Origin of the sequence: Amycolatopsis vancoresmycina (assembly GCF_000716785.1) — a bacterium.
GTDB classification, from domain to species: domain Bacteria; phylum Actinomycetota; class Actinomycetes; order Mycobacteriales; family Pseudonocardiaceae; genus Amycolatopsis; species Amycolatopsis vancoresmycina.
In genome coordinates this window covers 535371-561926 of record NZ_JNYY01000005.1, presented here as the reverse complement: position 1 = coordinate 561926, position 26556 = coordinate 535371, and the positions used below count along the sequence as shown (strand labels likewise).

At 70.4% G+C, this 26556-nt stretch carries 26 protein-coding genes and 4 tRNA genes; 15 read left to right on the top strand and 15 right to left on the bottom strand.

The window, feature by feature from the left end; translation table 11 throughout:
- Window positions 1-4: 4 nt before the first annotated feature.
- From OO60_RS14480 to OO60_RS14460, 5 genes are read right to left on the bottom strand one after another with little or no spacing between them, the layout of a single operon-like run.
- Window positions 5-1279 (bottom strand): DUF4910 domain-containing protein, encoded by a 1275-nt coding sequence (locus OO60_RS14480; RefSeq protein WP_003079348.1) that lies wholly within the window; start codon window positions 1277-1279, stop codon window positions 5-7.
- Window positions 1279-2298, bottom strand: a complete 1020-nt coding sequence (locus OO60_RS14475) for an NAD-dependent epimerase/dehydratase family protein (RefSeq protein ID WP_003079345.1) — start codon at window positions 2296-2298, stop codon at window positions 1279-1281. Before OO60_RS14475 ends, OO60_RS14480 begins: the two co-directional genes overlap by 1 nt.
- A 4-nt stretch (window positions 2299-2302) precedes the next feature.
- Window positions 2303-2950: a PIG-L deacetylase family protein gene (locus OO60_RS14470; protein ID WP_003079341.1), complete on the bottom strand. Its 648-nt coding sequence runs from the start codon at window positions 2948-2950 to the stop codon at window positions 2303-2305.
- A complete protein-coding gene (locus OO60_RS14465; RefSeq protein WP_003079338.1) occupies window positions 2947-3738 on the bottom strand; it encodes a sugar phosphate nucleotidyltransferase in 792 nt (263 codons plus the stop codon). The genes OO60_RS14470 and OO60_RS14465 overlap by 4 nt, the downstream gene beginning before the upstream one ends.
- Window position 3739: 1 nt before the next feature.
- A complete protein-coding gene (locus OO60_RS14460) occupies window positions 3740-4972 on the bottom strand; it encodes a class I SAM-dependent methyltransferase (RefSeq protein WP_033261461.1) in 1233 nt (410 codons plus the stop codon).
- A 198-nt stretch (window positions 4973-5170) separates the two neighbouring features.
- Here OO60_RS14460 and OO60_RS14455 point away from each other — a divergent pair, with 198 nt between their 5' ends.
- Complete coding sequence (locus OO60_RS14455) at window positions 5171-5539, top strand: YrdB family protein (protein WP_003079334.1); 369 nt, start codon at window positions 5171-5173, stop codon at window positions 5537-5539.
- 54 nt (window positions 5540-5593) lie between these two features.
- Here OO60_RS14455 and OO60_RS14450 read toward each other — a convergent pair whose 3' ends face one another.
- On the bottom strand, window positions 5594-6469 hold the full coding sequence (locus OO60_RS14450; protein WP_003079331.1) for an LLM class F420-dependent oxidoreductase: 876 nt from the start codon (window positions 6467-6469) through the stop codon (window positions 5594-5596).
- 40 nt (window positions 6470-6509) lie between these two features.
- Window positions 6510-7478, bottom strand: a complete 969-nt coding sequence (locus OO60_RS14445) for a hypothetical protein (RefSeq protein WP_003079328.1) — start codon at window positions 7476-7478, stop codon at window positions 6510-6512.
- A gap of 134 nt (window positions 7479-7612) precedes the next feature.
- On the opposite strand from OO60_RS14445, the gene htpX reads away from it, so the two are divergent.
- The 3 genes from htpX (at window position 7613) to OO60_RS14430 (ending at window position 10137) form a co-directional block, all read left to right on the top strand.
- On the top strand, window positions 7613-8464 hold the full coding sequence (gene htpX / locus OO60_RS14440) for a zinc metalloprotease HtpX (protein WP_003079326.1): 852 nt from the start codon (window positions 7613-7615) through the stop codon (window positions 8462-8464).
- Window positions 8465-8538: 74 nt separating this feature from the next.
- The gene (locus OO60_RS14435; RefSeq protein WP_003079324.1) at window positions 8539-9549 is read left to right on the top strand and encodes an ArsR/SmtB family transcription factor; all 1011 of its coding nucleotides are present in this window, start codon (window positions 8539-8541) and stop codon (window positions 9547-9549) included.
- Window positions 9550-9645: 96 nt separating this feature from the next.
- Window positions 9646-10137 carry a hypothetical protein gene (locus OO60_RS14430; RefSeq protein WP_003079321.1) on the top strand — a complete coding sequence of 164 codons (492 nt, stop codon included), beginning with the start codon at window positions 9646-9648 and terminating at the stop codon, window positions 10135-10137.
- Window positions 10138-10139: 2 nt separating this feature from the next.
- Here OO60_RS14430 and rfbA read toward each other — a convergent pair whose 3' ends face one another.
- Window positions 10140-11021, bottom strand: coding sequence for a glucose-1-phosphate thymidylyltransferase RfbA (rfbA, locus tag OO60_RS14425; RefSeq protein ID WP_003079318.1), 882 nt, complete (start codon window positions 11019-11021; stop codon window positions 10140-10142).
- Between the two features lie 51 nt (window positions 11022-11072).
- On the bottom strand, window positions 11073-12197 hold the full coding sequence (locus tag OO60_RS14420; RefSeq protein ID WP_003079315.1) for a sialidase family protein: 1125 nt from the start codon (window positions 12195-12197) through the stop codon (window positions 11073-11075).
- Window positions 12198-12343: 146 nt separating this feature from the next.
- Here OO60_RS14420 and OO60_RS14415 point away from each other — a divergent pair, with 146 nt between their 5' ends.
- Entirely contained in the window at window positions 12344-13006 is a 663-nt protein-coding gene (locus tag OO60_RS14415) for a hypothetical protein (RefSeq protein ID WP_003079313.1), read from the top strand.
- 38 nt (window positions 13007-13044) lie between these two features.
- On the opposite strand, the gene OO60_RS14410 is transcribed toward OO60_RS14415, so the two are convergent.
- Entirely contained in the window at window positions 13045-13536 is a 492-nt protein-coding gene (locus OO60_RS14410) for a YajQ family cyclic di-GMP-binding protein (RefSeq protein WP_003079311.1), read from the bottom strand.
- Window positions 13537-13665: 129 nt separating this feature from the next.
- Here OO60_RS14410 and OO60_RS14405 point away from each other — a divergent pair.
- Window positions 13666-13748: transfer RNA gene (locus OO60_RS14405), tRNA-Tyr, on the top strand.
- A gap of 494 nt (window positions 13749-14242) precedes the next feature.
- Window positions 14243-15073 carry a class I SAM-dependent methyltransferase gene (locus OO60_RS14400; RefSeq protein WP_033261460.1) on the top strand — a complete coding sequence of 277 codons (831 nt, stop codon included), beginning with the start codon at window positions 14243-14245 and terminating at the stop codon, window positions 15071-15073.
- Between the two features lie 66 nt (window positions 15074-15139).
- On the opposite strand, the gene lon is transcribed toward OO60_RS14400, so the two are convergent.
- From lon to OO60_RS14385, 3 genes are all read right to left on the bottom strand, one after another.
- Window positions 15140-17545, bottom strand: coding sequence for an endopeptidase La (lon, locus tag OO60_RS14395; protein WP_003079303.1), 2406 nt, complete (start codon window positions 17543-17545; stop codon window positions 15140-15142).
- A gap of 100 nt (window positions 17546-17645) precedes the next feature.
- Window positions 17646-18500, bottom strand: coding sequence for an SAM-dependent methyltransferase (locus OO60_RS14390; RefSeq protein ID WP_003079300.1), 855 nt, complete (start codon window positions 18498-18500; stop codon window positions 17646-17648).
- Between the two features lie 71 nt (window positions 18501-18571).
- Window positions 18572-19510 (bottom strand): GNAT family N-acetyltransferase, encoded by a 939-nt coding sequence (locus OO60_RS14385; RefSeq protein WP_003079298.1) that lies wholly within the window; start codon window positions 19508-19510, stop codon window positions 18572-18574.
- Between the two features lie 237 nt (window positions 19511-19747).
- Here OO60_RS14385 and OO60_RS14380 point away from each other — a divergent pair, with 237 nt between their 5' ends.
- The 6 genes from OO60_RS14380 to OO60_RS14355 all read left to right on the top strand — a co-directional run bounded on the left by OO60_RS14380 (window position 19748) and on the right by OO60_RS14355 (window position 23799).
- On the top strand, window positions 19748-22387 hold the full coding sequence (locus OO60_RS14380; protein WP_003079294.1) for a putative bifunctional diguanylate cyclase/phosphodiesterase: 2640 nt from the start codon (window positions 19748-19750) through the stop codon (window positions 22385-22387).
- An 80-nt stretch (window positions 22388-22467) separates the two neighbouring features.
- Window positions 22468-22540 (top strand) — tRNA-Thr (locus tag OO60_RS14375).
- 50 nt (window positions 22541-22590) lie between these two features.
- Window positions 22591-22663, top strand: a tRNA-Met gene (locus OO60_RS14370).
- Window positions 22664-22712: 49 nt separating this feature from the next.
- Window positions 22713-22877 carry a 50S ribosomal protein L33 gene (gene rpmG / locus OO60_RS14365; protein WP_005152047.1) on the top strand — a complete coding sequence of 55 codons (165 nt, stop codon included), beginning with the start codon at window positions 22713-22715 and terminating at the stop codon, window positions 22875-22877.
- A gap of 77 nt (window positions 22878-22954) precedes the next feature.
- Entirely contained in the window at window positions 22955-23404 is a 450-nt protein-coding gene (locus OO60_RS14360) for a MaoC family dehydratase N-terminal domain-containing protein (protein WP_033261459.1), read from the top strand.
- A complete protein-coding gene (locus OO60_RS14355; protein WP_003079283.1) occupies window positions 23401-23799 on the top strand; it encodes a MaoC family dehydratase in 399 nt (132 codons plus the stop codon). Before OO60_RS14360 ends, OO60_RS14355 begins: the two co-directional genes overlap by 4 nt.
- Window positions 23800-23877: 78 nt before the next feature.
- Here the strand turns inward: OO60_RS14355 and OO60_RS14350 are convergent, their stop codons facing one another.
- Together OO60_RS14350 and OO60_RS14345 are read right to left on the bottom strand one after the other, a co-directional pair.
- Entirely contained in the window at window positions 23878-24783 is a 906-nt protein-coding gene (locus OO60_RS14350) for an SGNH/GDSL hydrolase family protein (RefSeq protein WP_003079280.1), read from the bottom strand.
- Between the two features lie 59 nt (window positions 24784-24842).
- A complete protein-coding gene (locus OO60_RS14345; RefSeq protein ID WP_003079278.1) occupies window positions 24843-25763 on the bottom strand; it encodes a TIGR03619 family F420-dependent LLM class oxidoreductase in 921 nt (306 codons plus the stop codon).
- A 206-nt stretch (window positions 25764-25969) separates the two neighbouring features.
- Here OO60_RS14345 and OO60_RS14340 point away from each other — a divergent pair.
- Window positions 25970-26042 (top strand) — tRNA-Trp (locus OO60_RS14340).
- A gap of 26 nt (window positions 26043-26068) precedes the next feature.
- The gene (secE, locus tag OO60_RS14335; RefSeq protein WP_033261458.1) at window positions 26069-26509 is read left to right on the top strand and encodes a preprotein translocase subunit SecE; all 441 of its coding nucleotides are present in this window, start codon (window positions 26069-26071) and stop codon (window positions 26507-26509) included.
- Window positions 26510-26556 lie beyond the last annotated feature (47 nt).

The window sequence follows — 26556 nt, the reverse complement described above, 5'->3', positions numbered from 1 at the left end:
TCGTTCACTCCTTGACCAAGCCGGCGTCGTGGAGCGCACGCGCCGCGACGTCGACGATGTCGAACGGCAGGCCGGCGCGCTCGGCGATGTCCAGGAGCGAGTGCGAACCGTCGGAGAGGTTGAGCACCCACAGCATCGCCATCTGGGCCTGCTTGGCGTCGCTGCGGCCGCCGAGGGAGTCGTACAGCCCGCGCTTGCCGAGCTGCGGCTCGCCGTACGGGCTGAGGTTGACGTACCGGCGGTTGCGGTCCAGGACGCCGAACGCGTCCCGGAGAGCGCCGAGCGTGTCCTCCATGGCCGCGGGCGAGACGAAACCCGGGTTGTCGGCCGAGGTGTGGTACTCGGGGTAGCCCGCGTACGGCGTGCGCGTCAGCGAGCCGACGCCCAGGTTGAAGCCCGGCGAGCAGAACTGGCGCTCGTCGTAGCCGTACGGCGAGAAGTCGACGACGCGGTGTTCGCGCGACCGGAGCACGTGCTGCATGACCCGGTCGATCTCGGCGTCGTCGCGGCGGGATTTCTTGTACGTCAACGGTCCCGGGTCGCCCGCGCACGCCAGCACCAGCCCGTGCCGCACCTTCTCGATCCGGGACGCGTTGCGGGCCAGCCAGGTGATCGAGCCGATCGTCCCCGGCATGAACAGGAAGCGGTAGGTGTAATACGGGTCGACGAGCTGCTGGGCCAGCGAAATCGCCACCGCGATGCCGGCCAGGTTGTCGTTCGCCAGCGACGGGTGGCACACGTGGCAGGACACGATGACCTCGTCGGTGACGCGCCCGGGGACGACGTGCTCGCCGTAGGTCAGCGAGCCGTCGGCCAGCGTCGAGTCGATGACGACGTCGTAGTCGCCGTCCGGGAGGGTGTCGAGCTTCTCCTGCGCGAGGCAGAATCCCCAGGCCGGGGCGTAGTAGCTGGTCCGGTAGGGCACCCAGGACGGCTGGTCCGGCAGCGTGTGCAGGTGCTCCCGCAGCTCGCTCAGTGACATCCGCTGCCGCACCGGGACGCTGTACCCGACGACGTGCAGGTTCAGCTCCTGGAAGTCGATCACGCGCTCACCGGACGGCGTAGCGACGTACGCGTCCCGGATGTTCCACTCCTGCGGGATCGTCCAGTCGAGCACCGCCGTGCCGGTCGGGACTTCGTGCCGCTCCAGCGGGATGTGCTCGCCGATGATGTCCAGGGTCTGCCGCACGCCGTCGCCGGTGATGCTGCGGCAGATCGGGTACAGCCGCTCGACCAGGGCGTGCAGTTCCGCCCCGGTCCGCAGCTGCGGGGCCGCCACTACCGCCGCCGGAGGGTGTCGTCGACGCGGCCGGCTTCGCCCTCGCTCTTCAGCCAGGCGAGCCGGGTGAACAGCTGCTGGAACGACTCGCGGGTGAGCCCGAACTTGCGGTAGGCCTCGATGAGCTCCACGGCGCCGTCCTTGACCGACCACTCGCAGGCGAAGCCCGGGATGGCTTCACGGAAGCGCGAGAAGTCGACGCGGTAGGAGCGCGGGTCGGCGCCCGCCTCGCCGGTGATGTTCAGCGTCGAGCCCGGCACGGCCTCGACGACCTCCTGGGCGATCTCGGCGACGGTGACGTTGTTGTCCTCGGTGCCGATGTTGAACGCCTTGTTGTGCACGGCCTCCTTGGGCGCCGTCAGGGCCGCCGTGAACGCGCGCGCGATGTCCTGGGCGTGCACCAGCGGCCGCCACGGCGTGCCGTCGGACAGGACCAGCACCTCGCCGGACAGGTGGGCGTGCGCGGTCAGGTTGTTCAGCACGATGTCGCCGCGCAGCCGCGGCGAGTAGCCGAACGCCGTCGCGTTGCGCATGTACACCGGCGTGAAGTCGTCGTCGGCCAGCTCGTGGACGTCGGCCTCGACGCGCACCTTCGACTCCGCGTACGGCGTCACCGGCCGCAGCGGGGCGTCCTCGTCGACCAGGTTGTCGCCGCCCGCGCCGTACACCGAGCAGGTCGACGCGTAGATGTACCGCTGCACGCCGGCGTCCTTCGCCAGCTTCGCGAGCTTCACCGACGCGTGGTGGTTGATGTCGTAGGTCAGCTCCGGTGCGAGCGAGCCCAGCGGGTCGTTCGACAGCGCGGCCAGGTGGATGACCGCGTCGAAGCCCTGAACGTGGGAAGCGTCCACGTCCCGCAGGTCGACGACGTGCCCGGCCGGGTCGGCGGGGGCGGGCCCGAGCAGGCAGTCCTCGAACAGCCCGGAGTCGAGGCCGACGACTTCGTGGCCGGCGGCGGCGAGCACCGGGGCCATCACCGTCCCCAGGTAGCCCTTGTGCCCCGTCAGCAACACCCGCATCGGATCAGCCCTTCAGATCTAGAGTGAGTTTTTTGACGAAAAACGCTTCGGCGTACTTCGCGGCGGCTTCGATCCCGCGGATCCGGGCCAGCCCGAGGAACGCCTCGCGGTCGTACCAGGGCCGGTGCCGCTGCGAGGCGTAGTGCTCCTGCAGCAGCCGGACCTTCTCTTCCGCGACGTCGTCGTCGAGCGGCTGGTACACCGACGGGCTGCCGAGGTCGCCGTCCCACTTGACGATCTCGTAGCCCAGCGCGAGGTGGTCGCGGAAGGCCGTCGGCACCAGCTTGGCCAGGCCGCGGTGGTCCTGGTGGGCGTCGTCGGTCCGGGGCGCCAGGATGACGTCCGGGTCGGTCCGCCGCCGCAGCTCCTCCAGCGCGTTCTTGGCCTCTTCCCAGTGCGCCGGGAAGCGCCCGTCCGGAAGCTTGAGCACCGTGACGTCGACCTGCGCGCCCGGGCAGAACGCCGCCAGCGCCGCCCGCTCCTCGTCCTCGCGGGGCGTGCCGCCGCCGGACAGGACCAGCGCGTCGACCCGCAGGCCGGGGCGCCCGGAACAGAGCGTCAGCAGCGTGCCGCCGGCGCCGATCGCGATGTCGTCGCAGTGGGCACCGAGCGCGACGACGCCGCCGAGCCGTCCCGGCCGCAGGCCGATCACGCGGTGCTCGCGACGGGCCGCTCCCAGAGCGCCCAAGGCTTCTCGCCGTGCGTGTACGCGTTGTCGAGAGCCGCGCGCTCCTTGACCGTGTCCGTCGGCTTCCAGAAGCCGCGGTACGGGTAGGCCAGCAGCCGCCCGCGCTTGGCCAGCTCGCCGCAGCCGTCGGCGACCAGGTCGCCGTTCTCCGGGATGTGGTCGAACACTTCCTGCCGCAGCACGAAGTACCCGCCGTTCTCCCACAGCGGCATTTCGCTGACCGCGGTGATCGAGCCGACCATGCCGCCCTCGTCCATTTCGACGCAGTGGAACGACGACTGCGGCGGCACGACCATCATCGACGCGCCCGCGTCGGTGTTGCGGAAGCGCTCGATCATGTCCGGCAGCGGGACGTCGGACAGCACGTCGGCGTAGTTCGCGAGGAACATCTCGTCGCCGTCGAGGTAGTCGCGGACGCGGCGCAGGCGCTCGCCGATCGGCGACTCGATGCCGGTCTGCACGAAGGTGATCGTCCAGTCGGCGATGTCGGTCGACAGCAGTTCCGCCTGCCCGTTGCGCAGGATGAAGTCGTTGGAAATGGTTTCCTGGTAGTTCAGGAAGAAGTTCTTGATGTGCGCCGCGCCGTAGCCGAGGCACAGGATGAATTCGGTGTGGCCGAAGTGCGCGTAGTAGCGCATCACGTGCCAGATGAGCGGTCTCGGACCGACCATCGCCATCGGCTTCGGGACGTCGTCGGCCGCGCCGTTGCGCATCCGCATCCCGTAGCCACCGCAGAACAGAACGACCTTCACTTCACTGCACCTCGACGATTTCCAGGTGGGGGATCGGGAACACGAGCTTGCCGCCCCACGCCCCGATGTAGGAGAGCTGTCCGGTCAGTTCCTCCCGGAGGTTCCACGGGAGGACGAGCACGTAGTCGGGCCGGTCGGCTTCGATCCGTTCCGGTGGCAGCACGGGGATGCGCGTCCCCGGGGTGAACCGGCCGTGCTTGTACGGATTGCGGTCGACCGTGTACTGCAGCAGGTCCGTCCGGATGCCGCAGTGGTTCAGCAGGGTGTTGCCCTTGCCCGGGGCGCCGTAGCCGACGACGGTCTTCCCGTCGTTGCGCGCCTCGATGAGGAACTTCAGCAGGTCCAGCCGCACGCGGGTGACGCGCTCGGCGAACTCGGTGTACCCGGACAGCTCGTGCAGCCCGGCGGACTTTTCGCGCTCCAGCACGTCGGTCATCCGCTCGCTGGGCTCGCCCGCCACCTCGGCCGGACGCGCCCAGAGCCGGATCGAACCGCCGTGCGTCGGCACGAGTTCGACGTCGACCACGGTCAGGCCGCCGGTCGCGAGGGCCCGGCGCGCGGATTCGACGGTGTAGTACTGGAAGTGCTCGTGGTAGATCGTGTCGTACTGGTTCTTCTCGATCAGCGTGAGCAGGTGCTGGACCTCGATGGAGACCCAGCCGTCGTCCGCGACCAAGGCGCGCAGGCCCTTGGTGAAGCCGAGGACGTCGGGGATGTGCGCGTAGACGTTGTTGGCGGCGACGAGGTCGGCCGGCCCGTGCTCTTCGCGCACCTTCAGGCCGGTTTCCTCGGAGAGGAAGGCCGTCAGGGTGGGCACGCCGGCGTCGCGCGCGGCCTGCCCGACGTTCACCGAAGGTTCCACGCCCAGACACCGGATACCGTGCCCGACGACGTGCTTGAGCAGGTACCCGTCGTTGCTGGCCACCTCGACGACGAACGACTTCTCGCCGAGCCCGAGCCGCTCGACCGCGCCGTCGACGAAGCGCTTCGCGTGCTCGACCCACGACGTCGAGAAGGACGAGAAGTACGCGTACTCGGTGAAGGTGTCGTCGGGGTCGATCAGCGGCGGGATCTGGGCCAGCCAGCAGTCGGTGCACACCCTCAGGTGGAGCGGGAAGGTGGCTTCCGGCTCGTCGAGCTGCTCGGCCGTCAGAAATCGCTCACATGGGGGAGTCGCGCCGAGGTCGACGACGCCGGCCGTGTTTGTCGAACCGCAGAGTCGACATGTGGTCATCTACCAGGCTCCTTGGCTCGCGGTCGCGATATGCACCTGACACGTCGACCGGCGCCGGAAGGTCGTTACAGCGACGCGGGAGCCGCTGGTGGACCGATTCGGAACCGCAACCTGAATGGCCTAAGTGTGGTAGGGATCACCATCTGTGCCCGGTCGTACCCGTAACGTCCACTGTGGACGCGGCCCTAGGCTGGCGGGATGACTTCGGAGCCGACTCCCCGCCTGAGCGGGGTCGCGGGCGTGGTGCTGACCGTCCGCTTCCTCACCGAGCTGGCGCTCCTGGGCGGATTGGCCCTGGCGGGCACCCAGCTCGGCAGCGGCGTGGCGCTGGCGGTCGTCGACGCCGTCCTGCTGCCGGTGGCCGCCGCCGCGCTCTGGGGCCTGTTCATCGCGCCGCGGGCCCGCCGCCGGCTCCCGGAACCGGCCCGCTTCCTGCTGGAGTTCGCGCTCTTCGCGGTGACCGGCGTGGTGCTCGCGCTGGTGGGCTGGTTGGTTGCGGGCATCGCGGTGGCCGTCGTGGGAATCGGCGTAGCGGCGCTGACCCGGGTGGTCGCGAAGGACGGCTGACCGCACCGGAGCCCTCCCCACCAGGCGGCAGGAAGGGCTCCGGCGAACGGGCGGTCAGGCGATCTTCTCGGCCGCCGGGATCACGTCGGTGGCGAACTTCTCCAGGATCGCCGGGTTGTGGACGTGCGGCACCATGCCCAGCGCCACGTGGATGCCCAGGCCGTTCAGCCGCTCCAGCTCGGTCACGAGCTCGCCGGCTTTCTCGCCGCGCTCGCCGATGTCGAGGATGTGGTAGACGGTCTTGGTGATCGAGTCGTAGTCGCGGCCCTCGTTCTCGCAGTGCTGCCGCAGCACGTCCAGCTTGCGTTCCAGCTCCGGGCCGTTGAACAGGTTGCACTGGTCGGCGTACTTGGCGACCAGCCGCAGCGTCTTCTTCTCGCCGCCGCCCCCGATCATGATCGGCGGCCGCGGCTTCGACAGCGCCTGCGGCACGTTCAGCAGCCGGGAAGCGTCGAAGTGCTTGCTCTTGAACGGCGCGTCGCCGTCGGCCCACATCTGCAGCACGTACTGGAGGTTCTCCTCCAGCAGCTCGAACCGCTCGCTCACGGAGGGGAAGGGGAAGCCGAGCCCGCGGGACTCCTCTTCGTTCCAGCCCGCGCCGATGCCGAGGATGGCCCGGCCGCCGGAGAGCACGTCGAGCGTCGTGATCGCCTTGGCCAGCAGGCCGGGGTGCCGGTAGAGGACGCCGGTGACGACGGTGAGCAGCTTGGCGCGCTCGGTGTGCGCCGCGATGAAGCCGAGGGTGGTGTACGCCTCGAGCATGTCGTTCTCGACCGGCCCGACGCCGCCGATCTGGAAGAAGTGGTCCATCACGGCGATGGAGTCGAAGCCGGCCTGGTCGCCCGCGCGGACGACGGCGGCCAGGTCGGCGCCCAGCGCGGAGGCGCCGTTCGGCCAGGTGAAGTCGGGGATCTGCAGTCCGAGTTCCATGCTTCCCGACCGTATACCTGGAGTCGCCCCAGCTGCGGGGTCAGAAGTCGCGGACCACGAAGACCCGGCCGTGCAGGGGGTCGGTGACCCACACCGCGCGCGTGCGCTGGTCGACGGCGACGTCGCCGGGGTTGACGCCCAGCGACAGCTCGCCGCTCAGCGCGCCCGCGGCGCCGTCGACGCGGGTGAGCCCGTTCTGGCCGCCGTTGGTGTACACCGTGTTCGTGCCCTGGTGCACGGCGAGGGCGGAGGATTCACTGCGCAGCAACACGGTCTTGCGCTCGGCGTGCGTCACCGAGTCCACAATGGACATGTGGTGGATGCCGGAGTTCGCGACGTAGACCGTGCCGCTCTCGTGGTGCACCGCGACGGCGGTCGGGTTGCGCCCGACCTTGGCCGACGCCACGAACTTGCCGGAGTCGATCGAGAACACCTCGACCGAGTCGGTGCTGGTGCTCGCGCAGTAGGCGAGCTTGCGGCCGGGGTCGACGCCGATCCCGGCGAGGCTCGGCTTCGGGCCCGGCACGAGCGCCGTCAGGGTGCAGCTGACGCCGTCGAGGACGGCGAGCGTTCCGGTGCCGCCGCTGACGGCGTAGACGCGGTCGGCCTCCTCGTCGACGGCCAGCGCCGACGCGCCGGCACCCGCGCCGACCACGCTCACCAGGTCGTGGGTGCGCCCGTCCAGCACCACCACGGTGCCCCCGGGCGGGTTCGCGACGTAGATCCGGCCGGCGGTCGCGTCGACGGCGACGTCGCCGGGCTCGCCGCCGACGTGGACGACGTCGACGACCGATGCGCTGCGCGGATCGAGCACGGCGAGCGTCCCGGCCTGGGGATCGGTGACGTACCCGAGCCCGGTGACCGGGTTCACCGCGACGGCGGCCGGCGCTCCGCCGACGTCGATGGACCGGACGTCCGACGCGTGCGCCGTCCCGGGCCGCACCAGGACCCCGGCACCCGCGGTGACCAGCGCGAACAGCGTCCTCCGGGGTAGCCGGCGACCTGGCATCGGCGCCTCCGCTCCTGATCAACTGCTCTTCCGAGGGTAACCCGCGCCATCCCCGCGTGAAGGAACTTCGCGTCGCCCGATCGCGTTGTTTCCACTGGGTAAACCACTGCGAAGGCGGACGGAGGCGAGCGCGCGTGCACGGGCACCAGAACGGACTCAAGACGGCGATGCTGCTCGGCCTGCTGTCGGCGATCATCATCGCGATCAGCGGGCTCTTCGGCCGCGGTGCCCTGGTCATCGGCCTGGTCATCGCGCTCGGGATGAACGCGTTCGCGTACTTCAATTCGGACAAGCTGGCGCTGCGCGCGATGCGGGCGCGGCCGGTGTCCGAGGTCGAGCAGCCCGTGATGTACCGGATCGTCCGCGAGCTCGCGCAGGTCGCCCGCCAGCCGATGCCGCAGCTCTACCTCAGCCCGACGGTCGCGCCCAACGCGTTCGCCACCGGCCGCAGCCCGCGCCACGCCGCCGTGTGCTGCACCACCGGCATCCTCGAGCTGCTGGACGAGCGCGAGCTGCGGGCCGTCCTCGGCCACGAGCTGTCCCACGTCTACAACCGCGACATCCTGATCTCGTGCGTCGCGGGCGCGCTGGCCAGCGTGATCAGCGTGCTCGCGAACATCGGCCTGTTCTTCGGCGGCAACAACCGCGACGGGAACCCGCTGCTCAGCCTGCTGCTGATCTTCGTCGGCCCGATCGCGGCGGCGGTCATCCGGATGGGCGTGAGCCGGTCGCGGGAGTACCAGGCCGACGCGTCCGGCGCCGAGCTGACCGGCGACCCGCTGGGCCTGGCGTCGGCGTTGCGGAAGCTGGAGGCCGGCACGCGGGCGCGTCCGCTGGTCGCCGAGCCGCAGCTGGTGTCGCAGTCGCACCTGATGATCGCGAACCCGTTCCGCCCCGGCGAGGGCCTGAGCAAGCTGTTCTCGACCCACCCGCCGATCGCCGACCGCATCGCGCGCCTCGAAGAGATGGCGCGCCGTCAGTTCTGACCCCGGCCGCGTAGCAATTCGGCGCTCGGCGGCGATTCCCCCACCGACGGTGGGATCGCTCAGGGGGAGAGCCGATGAACGTCGAAGGGTTGCTGCGCATCCATTTCACGTCCGAAGACCTGGGCCGGCTGCGGCTCGCGGGGGCCACGGACTGGTTGTGGGAAGTGGTGCTGAGCCTGCACGTGCTGCAGAACCGGCAGTCGGACCTGGTGTTCGGCCGCTGGCGGCAGCACTCGGCTTCGACGGTTTCGCCGGACCTCACCGGCTTTCTCAACGCGGTCAATCCCTGCGCCCGCTACTTCCCGGACTTCCTCACGCCGATGACCCGTACGGGGGATATCGCCGCCGGGATCGACGCGGTGCGGTGCACGCCACGGACGCAGTTTTCCGCTCAATTGACAGAATTGGCGAGGACGCGGGTGCTGCCGTCGAGTGTGCAGCTGCTTTCCACCGGCGACAAGGACGCGGTCGCGCACGTTTGCCGGGCGTTGCGCAGCTATTACGACGCCGCGATCGCCCCGTTCCGGCCGCGGATCGACCAGCGGCTGGCGGAGGTCCGCGCCGGGTACGCCCGGACCATGGCCACCGGCGGCAGCGAGGCGTTGCTGCGCTCACTCGGACCCGGCTGCGACTGGCGGCCGCCGGTGCTGCTGGCCCGCTACCCGCACGACGCCGACCTGCACCTCGACGGCCGGGGGCTGCTGCTCATCCCGTCCTTCTTCTGCGTCCGCACGCCCGTCACGCTCGTCGACCGCGAGCTGCCGCCGGTGCTGGTCCTGCCGGTCCCGCACGACCCTCGGTGGGTCTCCGGTGGCCCGTGCGCGGCGGGTGCCGGCACGCTCGGCGAGCTGCTGGGGGACACCCGGGCGCGCATCCTCGGCCTCGCCGGGACCGACGCGCTCGCCACCGGGGCCATCGCCGGGCGGCTGCGGATTTCGGCGCAGACCATCAGTTACCACACGCGGATCCTGCGTGACGCGGGGCTGATCGCCAGCCACCGCGAAGGCGCTTCGGTCGTACACCACCTCACGCCCATGGGCCTCGCGCTGCTGAACGGCCTGCCGGCCCCGGTCCGGCACTGGTGACGGACTACGAACCTGGTCGAAATGTCTGGTGCCGACCGGGTGCGTGGTGAGGATCGAGCTGTCCGGTTACGACACCTCGACGATGGGGAGAAGTCCATGGTGAAACATCGGCCGATCGCCGTGCTGCTCAGCCTGGCCGCCGGTCTGCTGCTGGCGGCAGGGCTGGTGGCGCCCGCTTCCGCGGCGACCCTCCGGAGCCAGGCCTGCACGATCGAAGCCACCGCCTACGTCCAGCAGGGGAACACGAACGTCGTCACGGCGGCGCGCACCACCTGCCGCACCGCCCAGGCGGCCCCCGATTCGGTGGCCGCGAACGTGCACGTCGGCTACGGGTGCCGGGACAGCAACTTCGAAGGCACCTGCTGGTGGTTCGACGTGGCGAGCCCCGGCTGCTCGGGCGGCCGGGTCTGGACGTGGAGCAGCATCGTCCAGAACAACGTCCTGTCGTCCTGGGAGGCGGTCGGGACCTGCAGCCACGGCATCCTCTACGACCTGCCCGGCCCCGGTGGCGCCAGCATCACCTGCTACACGTGCTACGGGCTCGGCAGCATGAACGACAAGACCTCGGCGCTGCGGGTCTACCCGTAACGCTAGGCCGAAGCTCCCGCCGCTACGGCGACTGCCTTGACGTAGTCGCCGTAGCCGGACTTCGCCAGCTTCTCGCCCAGCGCGTAGCACTCGTCGGCGCTGATGAACCCCATGCGCAGCGCGATTTCCTCGAGGCACGCGATGCGCACGCCGGTGCGGTGCTCCAGCACCTGCACGAACTGGCCGGCTTCGAGCAGCGAGTCGTGCGTGCCGGTGTCGAGCCACGCGAACCCGCGGCTGAGCTCGACCAGCGTCGCCCGGTCCTGGCGCAGGTAGGTGAGGTTGACGTCGGTGATCTCCAGCTCGCCGCGCGCCGACGGCTTCAGCGCGCGGGAGATGTCGACGACCTCGTTGTCGTAGAAGTACAGCCCGGTGATCGCCTTGTTGGAGCGCGGTTTCGCGGGCTTCTCCTCGATGGTGAGCAGCTTGCCCGACTCGTCGACCTCGCCGACGCCGTAGCGCTCGGGGTCCTTGACCGGGTAGCCGAACAGGACGCAGCCGTCGAGCTCGCGCACGGCCTGCTGCAGGCGGCCGGAGAAGCCCTGGCCGTAGAAGATGTTGTCGCCGAGGACGAGCGCCACGTCGTCGTCGCCGATGAAGTCCGCGCCGATCACGAACGCCTCGGCCAGGCCGTTGGGGCTGGCCTGCTCGGCGTAGGAGAACGAGACGCCGAACTGGCTGCCGTTGCCCAGCAGCCGGCGGAACATCGGCAGGTCGGTGGGGGTGGAGATGACGAGGATCTCGCGGATCCCGGCCAGCATCAGCACCGAGACCGGGTAGTAGACCATCGGCTTGTCGTAGACCGGCAGCAGCTGCTTCGACACCGCCTGGGTGATCGGGTGCAGGCGTGTCCCGCTGCCTCCGGCCAGCACGATGCCCTTCATGGACGGCCTCCCTCTCCTCGGCGAACTCGGGCCCCACCCTACGGGCCGCCGCTAGAAGCCGGATCCCTTACCGAAGTAGGCCTTGCACCCGGAATTGTCCTCCGTGGCGATTTCGAGCACGTTCCGGCCGTCGTCGACGGGCAGCAGCGTCGAGGAGTAGTTGGGGCAGAAGTTGTTGTAGATGCCGGTGATGTGCACCGGAGCGGGCAGTTCGTACCAGTCACCGCTGCCGAAATCGTCGTTGGCCAGCAGCACCTGCCCGTTCTGCGGCTGCGGCCGGCCCCGCGCGTCGGTGTAGATCTGCCCGACCATGACGATCCGCACACCGTTCGGGCCGCCGGGGAAGAGCGTGATGGTTTGCGCATGCTGGAAGTAGTTGCCGGAGGCCGTCTCGACGCGGGTGCCCGGGTCGGCGGGGTCGCCCCAGTTGGCGCCGTCGGCGGAGATCCGGAAGTACGGGTCGCAGTAGCGGTCGCGGTAGTTGCAGATCTCGTAGGCGAAGTAGTAGCGCCCGTCGGGCAGCCGCCGGACGATCGGCATGCCGGGCCGGACGCGGTCCGGCGGGATCGCCACGGTGAGCTGCTTGGTGCCCCAGGTCACCCCGTCGGTGGAGGCGACCCGGTTGAGGACCTGCGCGTACTTCGGCGCCTGCGTCTCGTCGGCGAAGTGAAGCCAGAGGGTGCCGCCGGCGTCGACGGTGAACTCGGGTTCCCAGATGCCGTCGATGTTGTGCGAGCGGGCGGCTTCGGACAGGAAGGTCCAGGAGTGCCCGCCGTCCTCGCTGGCCCAGACGCGGATCCCGACGCGGCGCTGCGGACCGGCGTCCTGCCGGTAGGACGCGGCCCACAGCAGCGTGCCGGCCCGCAGCTCGCCCACGCGTTCGGGCAGCTCGAAGACGGTCCCGCAGCACATCCCGGACCGCCCGTCGGGGTCCCGGATCTCCCCGATCCGGTGAAAGGATTCGCCTTCGTCGGTGCTTTCGAGCACCGGCGCGAACTTGCCGCCGGCGTCTTCGCTGGTCAGCGTGGCGATGATGCGGCCGGAGTGTTCGAGCCGGATCAGGCGCGGGTAGGCACCGAAGCCGGGGACGAGCAGCTGCCGCTCGGCCGCACGGGCGGGGGTGAGCAGGGAGGCGACCGCCGTGAGCGAAAGCACGACAGAGAGCAGGCGGCGCATCTCGACCCTCCTCGGTGACTGCGCGATTACAACACGCACGCACCGGGCGGACGGGGCCCCTTCCGGGCGCGTCCGGGTGACGTAACGCGGCGGCCACGGGTGTCGAAAGATCACTGGGGCCTGCTCGCGGCCCACGAGGGGGAAGAATGAAAATCCGGCTGGGCTGCCTGCTGCTCTTGGCGCTGACCTCGGCGTGCACGCCAACGACGACGGGCTACGGAACGATCGTCGCGGACCCGACGCACGCGATTCCGACACCGACGACAACGGCACCCCCGGCCCCACGGGACGTGCCGACGGAGACGCACACGGGCAAGGGCAGCGGCGAGTTCCAGACGAGCTGGCCCCCGGACCAGCTGGGTTTCTTCACGTTCGACTGCCCGAAGTGCCGCGACAACGTGATCATCGACACAGACGGCGGCGAGCACGGCCTGGTCAACGCCATCGGCGCGTACCAGGGCACGACGTGGATGAACACGGACCCGGACCGCCCGACGAAGAGGGTGACGGTCCACGCGGACGCGGCCTGGACGGCCACGATCGCGGACTACCGGAGCATCGCGACCGCGGAAACCGGCAAACCGTCCTCGGGCAAGGGCGACGCGGTCCTGAAGCTCCCGGCGGGGGTGACGCGCATCCAGTTCACGGCCAGAACGAAGGGCAACATCGCGATCTGGTGGATGTCACCGGACGACCGCGACCTGATCCTCAACCAGATCGGCGACGTCCAGGTGGAGCGCGACGTGACGGGCCCGGCGTACGTGATGGTGGAGGGCTACGAAGCAACCTGGACGTTGACGCCCGGTTGAGAAGGGAGAGCGGGCACCCGAAGATGCCCGCCCATCGATCACCGGTAGTTCGTGAACTGCAGGGCGATCTCGAAGTCCTTGCCCTTCAGCAGCGCGATGACGTCCTGCAGCTGGTCCTTCTTCTTCCCGGACACCCGCAGCTGATCGCCCTGGATCTGCGCCTGGACCCCCTTCGGGCCCTCGTCCCGGATGAACTTGGCGATCTGCTTCGCCTTGTCCGACGCGATCCCCTGCAGGATCTTCCCGCCGATCTTGTAGATCTTGCCCGACAGCGCCGGCTCACCCGCCTCGAACGCCTTCAGCGAGATGTTCCGCTTGATCAGCTTCTCCTTGAACACCTCGACCGCGGCCAGGGCGCGCTCCTCGGTCTCGGACTCGATCGTGAGCGCCTCCTCACCGGCCCAGTTGATCGTCGTGCCGGTGCCGCGGAAGTCGAACCGGGTGCCCAGCTCCTTGCTCGCCTGGTTGAGCGCGTTGTCCACCTCCTGGCGGTCGACCTTGCTCACGACATCGAAAGAGGGATCCGCCACGTGTCCTCACACCTCGTACTCGCTCGTCAGAGGCCACCCAGCCTAGCCCCTGCCACCCGACGGGTAACCCGGTTGACCCCCGCTCTACTCCGTTGGGTAAGCTTCTCCACGGCCGGTGAGACCGGCCTGGGCGGGTTACCCGAGTGGCCAAAGGGGACTGGCTGTAAACCAGTTGGCTTACGCCTACGGGGGTTCGAATCCCTCACCCGCCACGTTCGTTCGTAGGAGAGCCCTGTCTGCGGAATGCGCAGACGGGGCTCTCTTCCGTTGTGTCTTTTGGGGGTCGAACCCCCAAACCCCCGCCAGGGGGCTCCGCCCCCTGGACCCCCGGGTGTGGTCACCCGCCGCCCGAACGGCCCAGTCGGTTTACCCGTTCTGGTGCGGTCAATTCCAAGATTGGTTTCGGACCGTGACCGTGTCCATTTTCGACTGCCCGGAAGTGCTGCATTCGGATATGTGAACCTGGTGTCTTCCCTGTTCGTCGGCTATGTGTTATTTGGGAGATATCGTCCGGTGATCGGTGTGCTGTCCTGGTGAATCCGCGCCTTGGGGGACTCGGCTGGACGATTCGGGGGAATGTCCACTGCGCCTTTCGATGTGACTCCTGAAATTCACCTTGCCGGGGGTAACGCATTTCTTGAGCGACTCGACCCCAGTCTGGGGCACAGGCTTCCGGGGAAATTTCACCGAGCCGTTGGAGGAGCACATGTCCATTCCCGTGACGTTGCGACCGGCCCGTGAGGAGCTGGTCCGGGTGCAGTACGCCGAACCCGAACTCGTCGCCGGGTACGCGAACGACCACGCCGGATGGGGACCCACCGCGCGTTACCACCATTCGCGGCGCTACGCCATCGACCAGGTGCTGGCCGGCTGCCCCGGCGGCGACCTGCTCGACGTCGGCTGCGGGCCCGGGATGATGGTGCGCCACCTGCTCGACACCCGGCCCGGCGACTTCCGCATCACCGCGTGCGACCAGTCGCCCGCCATGATCGAAGCCGTCGCGGCGCGGGCCGGCGCCAACGTGAAGGTCTCCGTCGGTGACATCCAGGAGATGCCGTTCGGCGACCGGCAGTTCGACGTCGTCCTCGCGATGGGCGTCCTCGAATACACCGACGCCGTCCTGGCGCTGCACGAGATCGCCCGTGTCACGCGGCCCGGCGGGCTCGTCGTCACGACGATGCTCAACCCGAGAAGCCCCTACCGGCTCTTCGAATGGGGCGTCTTCTGGCCCGCCCGCCGCACCCTCGGCGCCCTGGAACGGCTCGTCGGCGTCCCGCCCTCGAGACGGCACGGGGCCCGGCGCACCGGGATCGTCGCGCTCACCCCGCGGCGCCTGCGGGAACTCCTGTGGCGCGCCGGCCTGCAACCGGAGGAGGTCATCGCCTACGACGTCACCGCGTCGGTGCCGCCGTTCGACCGGCTGGCCCGCCGCCGCGACCGCTCGTGGCGGGCGCACCCGGAGACGACGATCGCGCGCGGCGCCAAGCGCTGGCTGGGCACCGGCTACCTGGTCTCCGCCCGGAAGCTCCACGGATAAGGGGGAACGGCCGGTTTCCCTTGCGGGAGAGGGAAACCGGCCGTCCTGGGGTGGCTGCGTCCGGGGTTACGCAGCCTGGGAAACCGGCGTCGAAGCCGGGGTCAGAGCGAGGTCGAGGACCTCGCGGACGTTGGCCACCGCGTGCACGTCCAGCTGGGCCAGCACCTCGGCCGGGACGTCGTCGAGGTCCGGCTCGTTGCGCTGCGGGATGATCACCGTCTTCATCCCCGCCCGGTGCGCCGCCAGCAGCTTCTGCTTCACGCCGCCGATCGGGAGGACGCGCCCGGTCAGTGACACCTCGCCGGTCATCGCGACGTCGGCGCGGACCACGCGGCCCGACAGCAGGGACGCCAGCGCCGTCGTCATCGTGATGCCCGCCGACGGCCCGTCCTTCGGGACCGCGCCCGCCGGCACGTGGACGTGGATGCCGCGCTTGCGCAGGTCGCCCACCGGCAGCTCCAGCTCCGCGCCGTGCGACCGCAGGTAGGACAGCGCGATCTGCACCGACTCCTTCATCACGTCGCCGAGCTGGCCGGTCAGCTGCAGCCCGGACGCGCCGGACTCCTCGTCGGCCAGCGACGCCTCGATGTAGAGGACGTCACCGCCGGCGCCGGTCACCGCCAGGCCGGTCGCCACGCCCGGGGTCGCGGTCCGCTGGGTCGACGCGGGCAGCGACGACTCCGGCAGGTGCCGCGGACGGCCCAGGTAGGTCTCCAGGTCTCCGGCGTCGATCGACAGCGGCAGCGAAACCTCGTCCAGCGCCACCTTGGTCGCGACCTTCCGCAGGACCTTGGCGATCGTCCGGTTCGCGTCGCGCACGCCCGCCTCGCGGGTGTACTCGGCGGCGATCCGGCTGAACGCCGCGTCGGTCAAAACCACGTCCGAAGTGCCCAGGCCGGCGCGCTCCAGCTCGCGGGGGAGCAGGTGGTCGCGGGCGATGGTGACCTTCTCGTGCTCGGTGTAGCCGTCCAGCGTGACGAGCTCCATGCGGTCCAGCAGCGGGCCGGGGATGGTCTCCAGCGCGTTGGCCGTGGCCAGGAACACGACGTCGGACAGGTCGAGCTCGACCTCGAGGTAGTGGTCGCGGAACGTGTGGTTCTGCTCCGGGTCCAGCACTTCGAGCAGCGCCGCGGTCGGGTCGCCGCGGTAGTCGGCGCCGACCTTGTCGATCTCGTCGAGCAGCACGACCGGGTTCATCGAGCCGGCTTCCTTGATGGCGCGGACGACCCGGCCCGGCAGCGCGCCGACGTAGGTGCGGCGGTGACCACGGATCTCCGCCTCGTCACGGATGCCGCCCAGCGCCACGCGGACGAACTTGCGGCCCATGGCCTTGGCGACGGACTCTCCCAGCGACGTCTTGCCGACCCCGGGAGGGCCCGCGAGGGCGAGCACGGCACCGGAACGACGGCCGCCGACCGGGCCGAGACCCGATTCCGCACGGCGCTTCCGGACGGCCAAGTACTCGATGATGCGTTCCTTGACGTCGTCCAGGCCCGCGTGGTCGGCGTCGAGCACCGCCCGCGCGGCCGCGATGTCGTAGACGTCCTCGGTGCGCTCGTTCCAGGGCAGCTCCAGGACGGTGTCCAGCCAGGTGCGGATCCAGCCGCCCTCCGGCGACTGCTCGGACGTGCGGTCCAGCTTGTCCACTTCGGCCAGTGCGGCCTTCTTGACGGCGTCGGGCAGCTCGGCCGCCTCGACGCGGGCGCGGTAGTCCGTCTCGTCGGCGGTGCCGTCGAGCTCGCCGAGCTCCTTGCGGATCGCTTCGAGCTGGCGGCGCAGCAGGAACTCCTTCTGCTGCTTCTCCATGCCCTCGGCGACGTCCTTGCGGATCGTGTCGGTCACCTCGAGCTCGGCCAGGTGCTCCTTGCTCCACTCGAGGGCCTTCTCCAGGCGGGCACTGACGTCCAAAGTGGACAGCAGCTCGAGCTTCTGCTCGGTGGACAGGTACGGCGCGTTGCCGGACAGGTCGGCGACCGCGGAGGCGTCCTCGACCTGCTGGACGGCGTCGATCAGCTGCCAGCCGCCGCGCTGCTGCAGGATCGAGATGACGACGGCCTTGTACTCGGCCGCGAGCTGCGCGGTGCGGTCGTCCGTGGTCTCGGTGGCGTCCTCGGCGTGCACCCAGCGGGCGGCGCCGGGGCCGTCGGCGATCCGGCCGACGAGCGCGCGGCCGGTGCCGCGCAGCAGGACGGCGGCCTTCCCGCCGGGCACGCGGCCGATGCGCTCGACCGTGGCGACGGTGCCGAAGCCGGCGTATTCGCCGTGGGCGCGGGGGACGATGAGGACCTCGGCCTTCTTGGTGGCCGCGGAAGAGCGGATGCCGGGGAAGGACGCCTGGCTCGGCGTCTTGGCCTGGGCGGACTCCACCGCGGCCCGCGTCTCGGTGTCGCTCAGGTCGAGCGGGACGACCATGCCCGGCAGCACGACGTCGTCATCGAGCGGGAGCACGGGCAGGAGGCGGGTGTCGGACATGTGCACTCCTCGGTTAGTTGAGTCTGCCTAGCTCAACTCTCCGATGGGTGTGTTTGTTTCCGATGGTGCGTTCGCCCACAGCGATCAGGGAAACCGCAGGTCAGAGCCCTGGTTTCGCGGCGACGGCGCACCAGGCGAACGGCCGCGCCTCCGCCTCCAGTGCGTTGATCTTCCGGTCCGGCCGCCAGTCCGGCAGGTGCACGATGCCCGGCTCCAGGAGCCGCCAGTCGCCGAACAACGGCTCGATTTCTTCGCGGTTGCGCAACCAGACCGGGTTGCTCGTCTTGCGGTACTGCTCGACGAACCAGCGCAGCCCCTCCAGGTACTGGCCGCTGCCGTCGCCCTCGCTCATCTGCGAAATCGCCAGCCAGCTGCCCGGCGCGAGCGCGTCCCGGTACGCCGCCAGCAGGCCGTCCGGGTCGTCGTCAGGGCCGACGAAGTGCAGCACCGCCGCCATGATCAGGCAGACCGGCTGGGAGAAGTCGATGAGCCGCCGGGTCTCCTCGGCGCGCAGCACGGACTTCGCGTCCCGCATGTCGGCCTGCACGATGCCGGCCCAGTCGGTCGCCATGCCCTCTTCGAGGATGAGCGTCGCGTGGGCGACGGCGACCGGCTCGTAGTCGACGTATACGACCTTCGCGTCGTGGTCCTCGGGCAGCTCGGCCTCGACGACCTCGTGCACGTTGCCGGCCGTCGGCACGCCCGAGCCGAGGTCGATGAACTGCCGGATCCCGGCCCGCAGCGCCGCGCGCACCGCGCGGTTCATGAACTCGCGGTTCTGCTTGGACCCCGGGCGCACCAGCGGCCACTGCTGCTCCATGCGCCTGCCGAACTCGCGGTCCACGGCCCAGTTCTGGGTACCGCCCAGGTACCAGTCGTAGATCCGGGCCGCGGACGGCTTCTCGGTGTCGACACCCTCGGGCGCTCTCGGCGCGGAATCCCGCTGGTCGGTCACTTCTCGGCTCCCCTCACTGGCGGCGGGGCCAGCCTATAAGCCCTGGGCAGCGCCGGTAATCCTCCAGTAGTTCACCGAACAGCCGGTCGACGCTGCCAGTACGTCCACAGGGGGCGGTAGCCCTGGGCGTACCAGAACGGCGTCGACAGCGGGTTCGCCGCCGCGTGGTGCAGCAGGACGACGTCCGCGCCCTCCTCGTCGAGGACGTGGTGGGCGTGGGTGGCCAGCGCGGTGCCGACGCCGGAGGACCGCGCCGCCTCCGCCACGGCCAGCGACGACAGGTAGCCGACGCGCGAAGCGGCGACGCGGCCGCTGATCCAGCCCGTCTCGCCCGGGTGCTGGACGCTCACCATGCCGAGCGGGCGGCCGTACAGCTCGGCGATCCACAGCGGCGGCTCCGGCCGCTTCAGCTGCTCGGCGAGGTCCTTGGCCAGGATGTCCTCGACGCCGGTGCGCCAGTTCACCGTGCCGTACTGGGCGTCGTAGGAGTGCAGTTCCATGCCGAGCGCCACGGCGGTTTCGAGGTCATCGGGCTCGGCGCGGCGGATCTTGACGCCCGGCGTCCCGAGCGGGGTCGCCGGGACGAGCCGCTGGGCCGGCCGGACCGCGACCACCCGCAGCGGCGCGAACCCGTGGTGCAGCATCTCGCGCGCGCCGGCGGCGTCCCGGCTCGCGCGCGGCACGATCGCCGCCGTCTCCGTGTCACCCGGCTCGGCGACCGCGCGCAGATGTTCATCCCAACGGGTGAGGAGGGCGTCGAGGACGGCCGCCGGCTGCGGGCCGGCCAGCTGGAGGTCGAGGCGGTGCTCGGTCAGCGCGCGCCACGGGGCGTTGGGGGCGTCGCGGTCGACCTGGACGCGGGACGCCAGCCCGGACGCGGCGGAGTCGCCCGTCGCCACCTCCAGGACCACGGCGTTTTCCGCCGCCTCGAAGGGAGTCGAACCGGGGAGCAGGGAGTCCACCGCCGCGAGCCGCGCCGCGTGTTCGGTGGCAATCACGTCGCTGTGCATGGGCCCATTGAAGCGCTACCCGCGCCGCCGTGTGCAGGGGAACTCCCGGAGTTACGACACCTGCCGTTTCACCCCTTGGTCCACGCAGGTCAGCGCGTTCGAGGCATTGTTAACCCTGGGGTGATCTCTTACTGTCTCGAAAGGGACACGGGTACGCCCTACGGGGTACGGTATGGCCCTTGTCCACACCCGAAGTCACGGATCAGCACCGGTGGACAAGCCGGGAGGGAAGGTCGGATGCCGGACACCAACGCCCACGGCGACGCCGTCGCGCAGGCGCAGCCCGGGCCGGGAGCCGCTTCCGGGACACCACCCGTCTCCGCCGAAGCCCGCACCGACGAGCGCCGCTTCCGCGTGTACACCTTCGCCGTCCTGAGCCTCGGGCTCGTCGCCGCGTTCGCCGTCGGCTCGTGGCTGCCGTTCGAGTGGAACGACCGGCTGCTGTGGATCGGGCCGGTGCTCGCGGTCGCCTTCCTGCTCGCCGAACAGCTCGGCATCAACGTCGACGTCCGCAGCGGCATCTCCTGGACCATCTCCTTCACCGAGATCCCGCTCGTCATCGGCTTCTTCATTGCGCCGTTCGAGGTCGTGCTGGCCGCGCACCTGATCGCCGGGATCGGCACGCTGCTGGCCAGGAAGGTCGCCGGCCGCGTCCTCTACAACGCGGGCGCGTTCCTGCTCGAGATCACCGGCGCCTTCGCGGTCGCCGGGCTGGTCAAGCACGCCGTCGGGACCGGCGACAAGATCCCGTGGGTCGCCGCGCTGGCCGGCACCCTGACCGCGCCGCTCGTGAGCACGCTGCTCGCACTGGCCGCGGTCCGCGTGCTGCGCCGCCGGATGCGGGTCAGCACCGCGGTCCGGCTCACCGCGCGGATCCTGGTCGTCGGCTTCGTCAACGCGTCTGTCGGCCTCTCCGGCTACCTCGTCATCTCCAGCACGCCCAAGGCGTGGCCGCTGGTGCTCGCCGTCTTCCTCGGCCTCACCGCGCTGTACTGGGCGTACTCCGACCTGCTGCGCGAGCAGCGGGACATGGAGGCGCTCTCCGACGTCAGCCTGATGGTGGCCCGCTCCGGCCAGCAGGCCGCGGCCCGCCCGGCCAGCCGCGCGGACGAGCTCGTCGGCGGCGTCGACGTCCGCGAATGGGCGACGATCGCCGAGCGGATCAAGGACCAGCTCGCCGCCGGCCGGGTCGTGCTGAGACTCCGGCTGGAGCCGAAGGACACCATGCGGGTCGTGGTCGCCGGCGACGACCTGCCGCCCGCCGACCCGGCCGCCGACGACCCGCTGCTGCGCCTGCCCGGCGCGCACGTCCGGCACTTCCGGATCACCGAGGCCAACCCCGACGTCCGCGCGGCGCTGCTCGACCGCGGCGCGCAGGAGGCGCTCGTCGTGCCGCTGCGCAGCGCGAACCGGCTGCTCGGCGTGGTCGAGGCGCACGACCGGCTGTCCCGCTGGCGCGGCTTCGGCAAGTACGACGTCCAGCTGCTCGGCACGATGGCCAGCCACCTCGCGACGTCGCTGGACAACCGGCGCCTGCTGGCGACGCTGCGCCACGACGCCTACCACGACCCGCTCACCGGGCACCTCAACCGGCCGGGCTTCCGGCAGGTGGCGAAGGAGCCGCTGCGGGACTTCGCCAACGCCGTGGTGCTGCGGATCGACCTCGACGTCTTCTCGACGGTCAGCGACGCGCTCGGCTACGCCTGGGCCGACCGGATGGTCGTCGCGGCCGGCCGCCGCATCCGCGACGCGCTCGGCCCGGACGTCCCGCTGGCCCGGCTGGAAGGCGCGTCCTTCGCGGCGCTGCTCGTCGGCTGCCCGCCGGAGGACGCCCACCGCGCGGCCGAGCGGCTGCGCGAAGAGCTGTCGGCGCCGTATCCGGTCGACCGGCTGTCGGTCGAGGCGAACGCGATGATCGGCTACGCGACGACGTCCGCGGAAGAACCCGGCGACGTCGTCGACATCGAAGGCCTCTTGCAGCGTGCTGATGTGGCGGTGCGGGCCACGAAGGGCGGCGAAGAGGTGCGCGGCTACGTGCCGAGCATGGGCCAGATCTTCCTGCGCCGGTTCCAGATGGTGACGCAGTTCCGGCAGTCCCTCGAGGACGGCCAGGTCAGCGTGCACTACCAGCCGAAGATCACGCTGCCGAACCGGCAGGTGCAGGGCGTCGAGGCGCTGGTGCGCTGGGTGCACCCGGAGTTCGGCAGGCTCGGCCCGGACGAGTTCGTCCCGGCCATCGAGGCGGCCGGCCTGATCGGCGTCCTGACGGGATTCGTGCTCGGCGAGGCGCTCAAGCGCTGCCGGAAGTGGCTCGACGAGGGCCTGCGGATCTCGGTGGCGGTCAACCTGTCGGTGCGCAACCTGGCCGACGAGGACTTCCCGAACAAGGTCGCCCGCGAGCTGGAGCACCACGGCATCCCGCCGGAGCTGCTGACGTTCGAGCTGACCGAGTCCGGCGTGATGTCCGACCCGCAGAAGGCGCTGCCGATCCTGCGCGAGCTGCACTCGCTCGGCATCACGCTCGCCGTGGACGACTTCGGGACCGGGTACTCGTCGCTGGCCTACCTGCGGCAGCTGCCGGTCGACCAGGTCAAGATCGACAAGAGCTTCGTCCTCGGGATGGGCACGGACCTCGGCGACCTGGCGGTCGTGCGGTCGATCGTCGAGCTGGGCCACTCGCTCGGGCTGACGGTGGTGGCCGAGGGCGTCGAGGAGGACGTGGCGCGTGATCAGCTCGAGGCGATGGGGTGTGACGTCGCCCAGGGCTACCTGATCTCGCGGCCGCTGCCGGAGGACCGCCTGGAGGCGTGGCTGCAGGCCCGGACGGCGCGCTCGCCGGGGCGGCACTCGGAGACGGTGTTGACCCTCCTGACCTGAGGTTTCGTGGTTTGGGGACCCCGGTTGCACGGCCGGGTGAAGCCCCTTGCTAATCTTTCCAAGTCCTCGCGAGAGGCCAGGCCCCTTTAGCTCAGTCGGCAGAGCGTCTCCATGGTAAGGAGAAGGTCTACGGTTCGATTCCGTAAAGGGGCTCTCGACCTCAGCCGCGTCACGCCTGCGTGTCGCGGCTTGGGTCATGTAAGGGCGGTGTAGCTCAGTTGGCAGAGCAAGCGGCTCATAATCGCTGTGTCGCCGGTTCAAGTCCGGCCACCGCTACGCGGTAACGACGGGGCTGGCCCCCGGACCTGAGAGAGAAGGAAACGCTGTGGCTGCCACCGACGTGCGACCCAAGATCACGCTGGCGTGCGAAGAGTGCAAGCACCGCAACTACATCACCAAGAAGAACCGGCGCAACAACCCGGATCGCCTGGAGATGAAGAAGTTCTGCCCGAACTGCGGTACGCACCGGACTCACAAAGAGACCCGCTGAGTAGCGCGTTCTCACCAGCTTCGAAGGGCCGCCCCGGATCTCCCGGGGCGGCCCTTCGCTGTTGGTAGCCTCTCCGGGTGCCCTTGGACCAGTCGTTCACCGGGCGGAGCTATCCGCCGGAGACCAGTTACGAAGTGAGCCGGGAGAAGATCCGGGAGTTCGCCGACGCGATCGGCGACCCCAACCCGGTCTACCACGACCCGGAGGCGGCCCGCGCGGCGGGCCACCCGGACGTGATCGCCCCGCCGACGTTCCTCACGATCATCAACCTCGCCTCGATCAACGCGATCGTCGCCGACCCCGAACTGGGGCTCGACTACTCGCGGATGGTCCACGGCGACCAGGGCTTCACCCACACGCGCCCGGTGTTCGCCGGCGACGTGCTCGAGGTGACGACCCACATCGACGGGATCATGGCCCGCGCCGGCAACGACTTCATCAACCTGCGCGCCGACATCACCGACGCCGCGGGCCAGAAGGTCTGCACCACCCGCGCGCAGCTGGTGGTCCGAGGGGAGACCGCGTGAACACTGGTGACGAGCTGCCCGCCCTCGAGGTCCGGATCACCCGCGAGCAGCTGGTCCGCTACGCCGGGGCGGCGCTGGACTTCAACCCGATCCACTGGAACGAGGCGTTCGCCAAGGAGGTCGGCCTCCCGGACGTGATCGCGCACGGGATGCTGACGATGGCGGTGGCGGGCCGCGTGGTGACGGACTGGCTCGGCGACCCGGGCCGGCTCGTCGACTTCAGCGCCCGGTTCACCCGGCCGGTCGTGGTGCCGAACACGCCCGAGGGTGCCGTGGTGGAGGTGACCGGGAAGGTCGCGGACGTCAAGGACGACGGCATCGCGCGGATCGACCTGGTGGTGAAGTTCGACGGGAAGACCGTGCTGGGCAAGCCACAGGCCCTGGTCCGCACTTGACCTCCCGCCCGCCGGGTCGTGAGTGGTAAGGCGAGTTCTAACTCGCCTTACCACTCACGACCAGCCGCGGCAGGCTCGCTACGGGAGCTTCAGCAGGGACACCACCGCGTCGGCCATGCCTTGTTCGCCCCGCGCGTTCGGGTGCAGCGGGGCGGCCGGTGACGCCGGCAGCAGCCCTTCCACCCAGCGCTTGTCCGAGGCCGCACACACGTCGTGGCCCTTCCCCGGCGTTGCCGTGTCCGCGTAGCCCGCGCGGTGGGCGTCCGCCTGGTCCTCGAGCATCTTGTTCAGCTTCTCCAGCTCGCCGCGGAAGTACGCGATGTCGCCCGCGCCGAACGGGAGGGCGGGCCAGCAGCCGTCGCCGTCCGGGAGGACCGTCGGGTAGCCGACCACCACGACCTTCGCCTTCGGGGCCTTCGTGTGGATGCGGTCGAGGATCGCGCCGACCTTCGGGGCCGTCGCGTCGATGCGCTCGGCCAGCTGGTCGTGGCCGCCCGCGGTCAGGCGGTCCTTGCACGGCGAGCCGTTCGGGTGCGTGGTCGCGCAACCCGACGCGTACGAGAAGAACCCCACGTCGTTGCCGCCGATCCCGAGCGTAACCAGGGTCGTGTCCGCGGTCACCGCGTCCAGCTGGGGCGGGTTCGTGCCGTTGTCCGTCTTCTGGGCCGCCGTCAGGTGCGCTGTCGTCGCGCCGCCGCAGCTGACGTCGGCGAACGCGGCCGGCTTCAGCTTCGCCGAGACCAGGTGCGGGTAGTTGTCGTCCGACCGCTCGCAGCCCGCCGGCGTGCCCGCCTGGCGCCCGGTCCGTGGCGAGGACGTGTACGAATCGCCGAGGGCGACGTAGCGGCCGGAGCCGCCGCCGGTGTCCGCGCCGTCCGGGGGCGCCGACGACGAGCCGTGCTGCCACTTGTAGTACCCGTAGACCAGCAACCCGACCACGAGCACGACCACCAGGCAGCCGCCGCCACCGCTCTTCTTCGCCACTTCTTCGTTTCTACCGAAACCGGTCCCGCGGCGAGCTAGCCAATCCGGGTGACGCGGGGTCAGCTCGCGATGAGCTCCGCCGCGAGCTCCAGGGCGTGGTCGACATCCTTCGCGACGTAGTGCAGGTCGAGGAGCACCTCCGTGATGCCCGCTTCGCGCGCCACGTCGAGGCACGGCGGGACGTCGGCGACCGTGTCGACGCCGGTGCCCGGCCGCGGGTTGATCCGCAGCACGCGGCGCAGGGCGCCCGGGTCGCGGCCGGCCTTCTCCGCCGCTTCGAGCGCAACGGACCAGAGGCCGTCGAGGTACTGCTTCGGCATCCAGCCGGCCAGCCAGCCGTCCGCGCGGCGCCCCACCCTGGCCAGCGCCGCCGGCGAAAACCCGCCGAGCAGCACCGGCGGGCGGGGCTCCTGCGCCGGGCGCAGGCCGACCGTCGACGGCGCGATCCGCCACTGCGGGCCCGCGTGCTCCACCGGGTCGCCGGTCCACAGCGCGTCCAGCGCGTCGAGCAGGTCTTCGAGCCGCTTGCCCCGGCCGGCCCACGGCACGCCGGTGGCGAAGTACTCCTCGCGCAGCCAGCCGAGCCCGAAGCCGACGTCGAGGCGTCCCGCGCTGGCCAGGTCGAGCGAGGTCAGGGCCCTGGCCAGGAGCACCGGGGAATAGACCGGGCCGGTCAGGGCGCTCATCCCGAGGCGGGTCGTGCTCGTGACGGCGGCCGCGGCCGCCAGCGTCGTGAACGGGTCGGCGAAGCTCTCGAACTCCTTGGGGTACGGCTGCTCCGGCGTCCCGCCGCCCGGGTACAGGTCCGACGGCTCCAGGGGCGTCAGGATGCGGTCGCCCACCCAGAGCGACGCGTAGCCGAGGCCCTCGGCGGCGGCCGCGAAGCGCGGCACGGCGGCCGGGTCGGCGAGCGGGCCGTACTGCGGGAGCGCGAGCCCGAGCCGCGTCGGAGCCCCCGCCGGACGGGGGGTGGTCGTCATGGCGGACATCCTGGCATGATCAGGAGGTCGGCGGGGAGTTTTCCGCAGGCCGGCCGGGGTGCGGTGGTCGATCGGGGGGCGCGGTTGCGGGCCCCCGCGAGGCTTGCCGTAGACTTCGGGACTTGGAACGCACTACGGTCATCCCCGCCTGGATGGTGGGGACGGTCGAATGCGTCCTCCGGGGCTCCGAGCGATCGGGGCTCCACAGGGGTGTAGCTCAATTGGCAGAGCAGCGGTCTCCAAAACCGCAGGTTGCAGGTTCAAGTCCTGTCACCCCTGCGTAACGGAACTGGTGGAGCGGAGGAGTGGTCGTGAGCGACAGCGACGCCAGCGGCGGCGAGCAGGAGCAGGACGGCGCCGGGCAGAAGCCCGAGAGCCCGTCCCGTCCCGTCACAGCTGCCGCCCGGCGTGAGCGCCGTGCGACCGCTCGTCCGGCGGGGAAGTCCGCGGCACGTGCGGACGACAAGACCCGCCCGGCCGGGAAGTCGGGGGAGAAGACCGCCCCCGACGCCAAGGGCGCGCCGACTCCGAAGCGGGACCAGAAGCCGAAGAAGGCCTCCGTGTTCGCGCGGCTGGTGCGCTTCATCCGCGAGGTCTGGGCGGAGCTGCGCAAGGTCATCTGGCCGAACCGCAAGCAGATGGTCACCTACACCGCCGTCGTGCTGATCTTCGTGGTGTTCATGGTGGCCCTGGTGAGCGTCTTGGACTTCGCGTTCAAGAAGGGCATCGGCGCGATCTTCGGCTGACCCGCCGCCGAGCCGCGCGGGCCGGCCCGGCCGACCCGGCAATGATC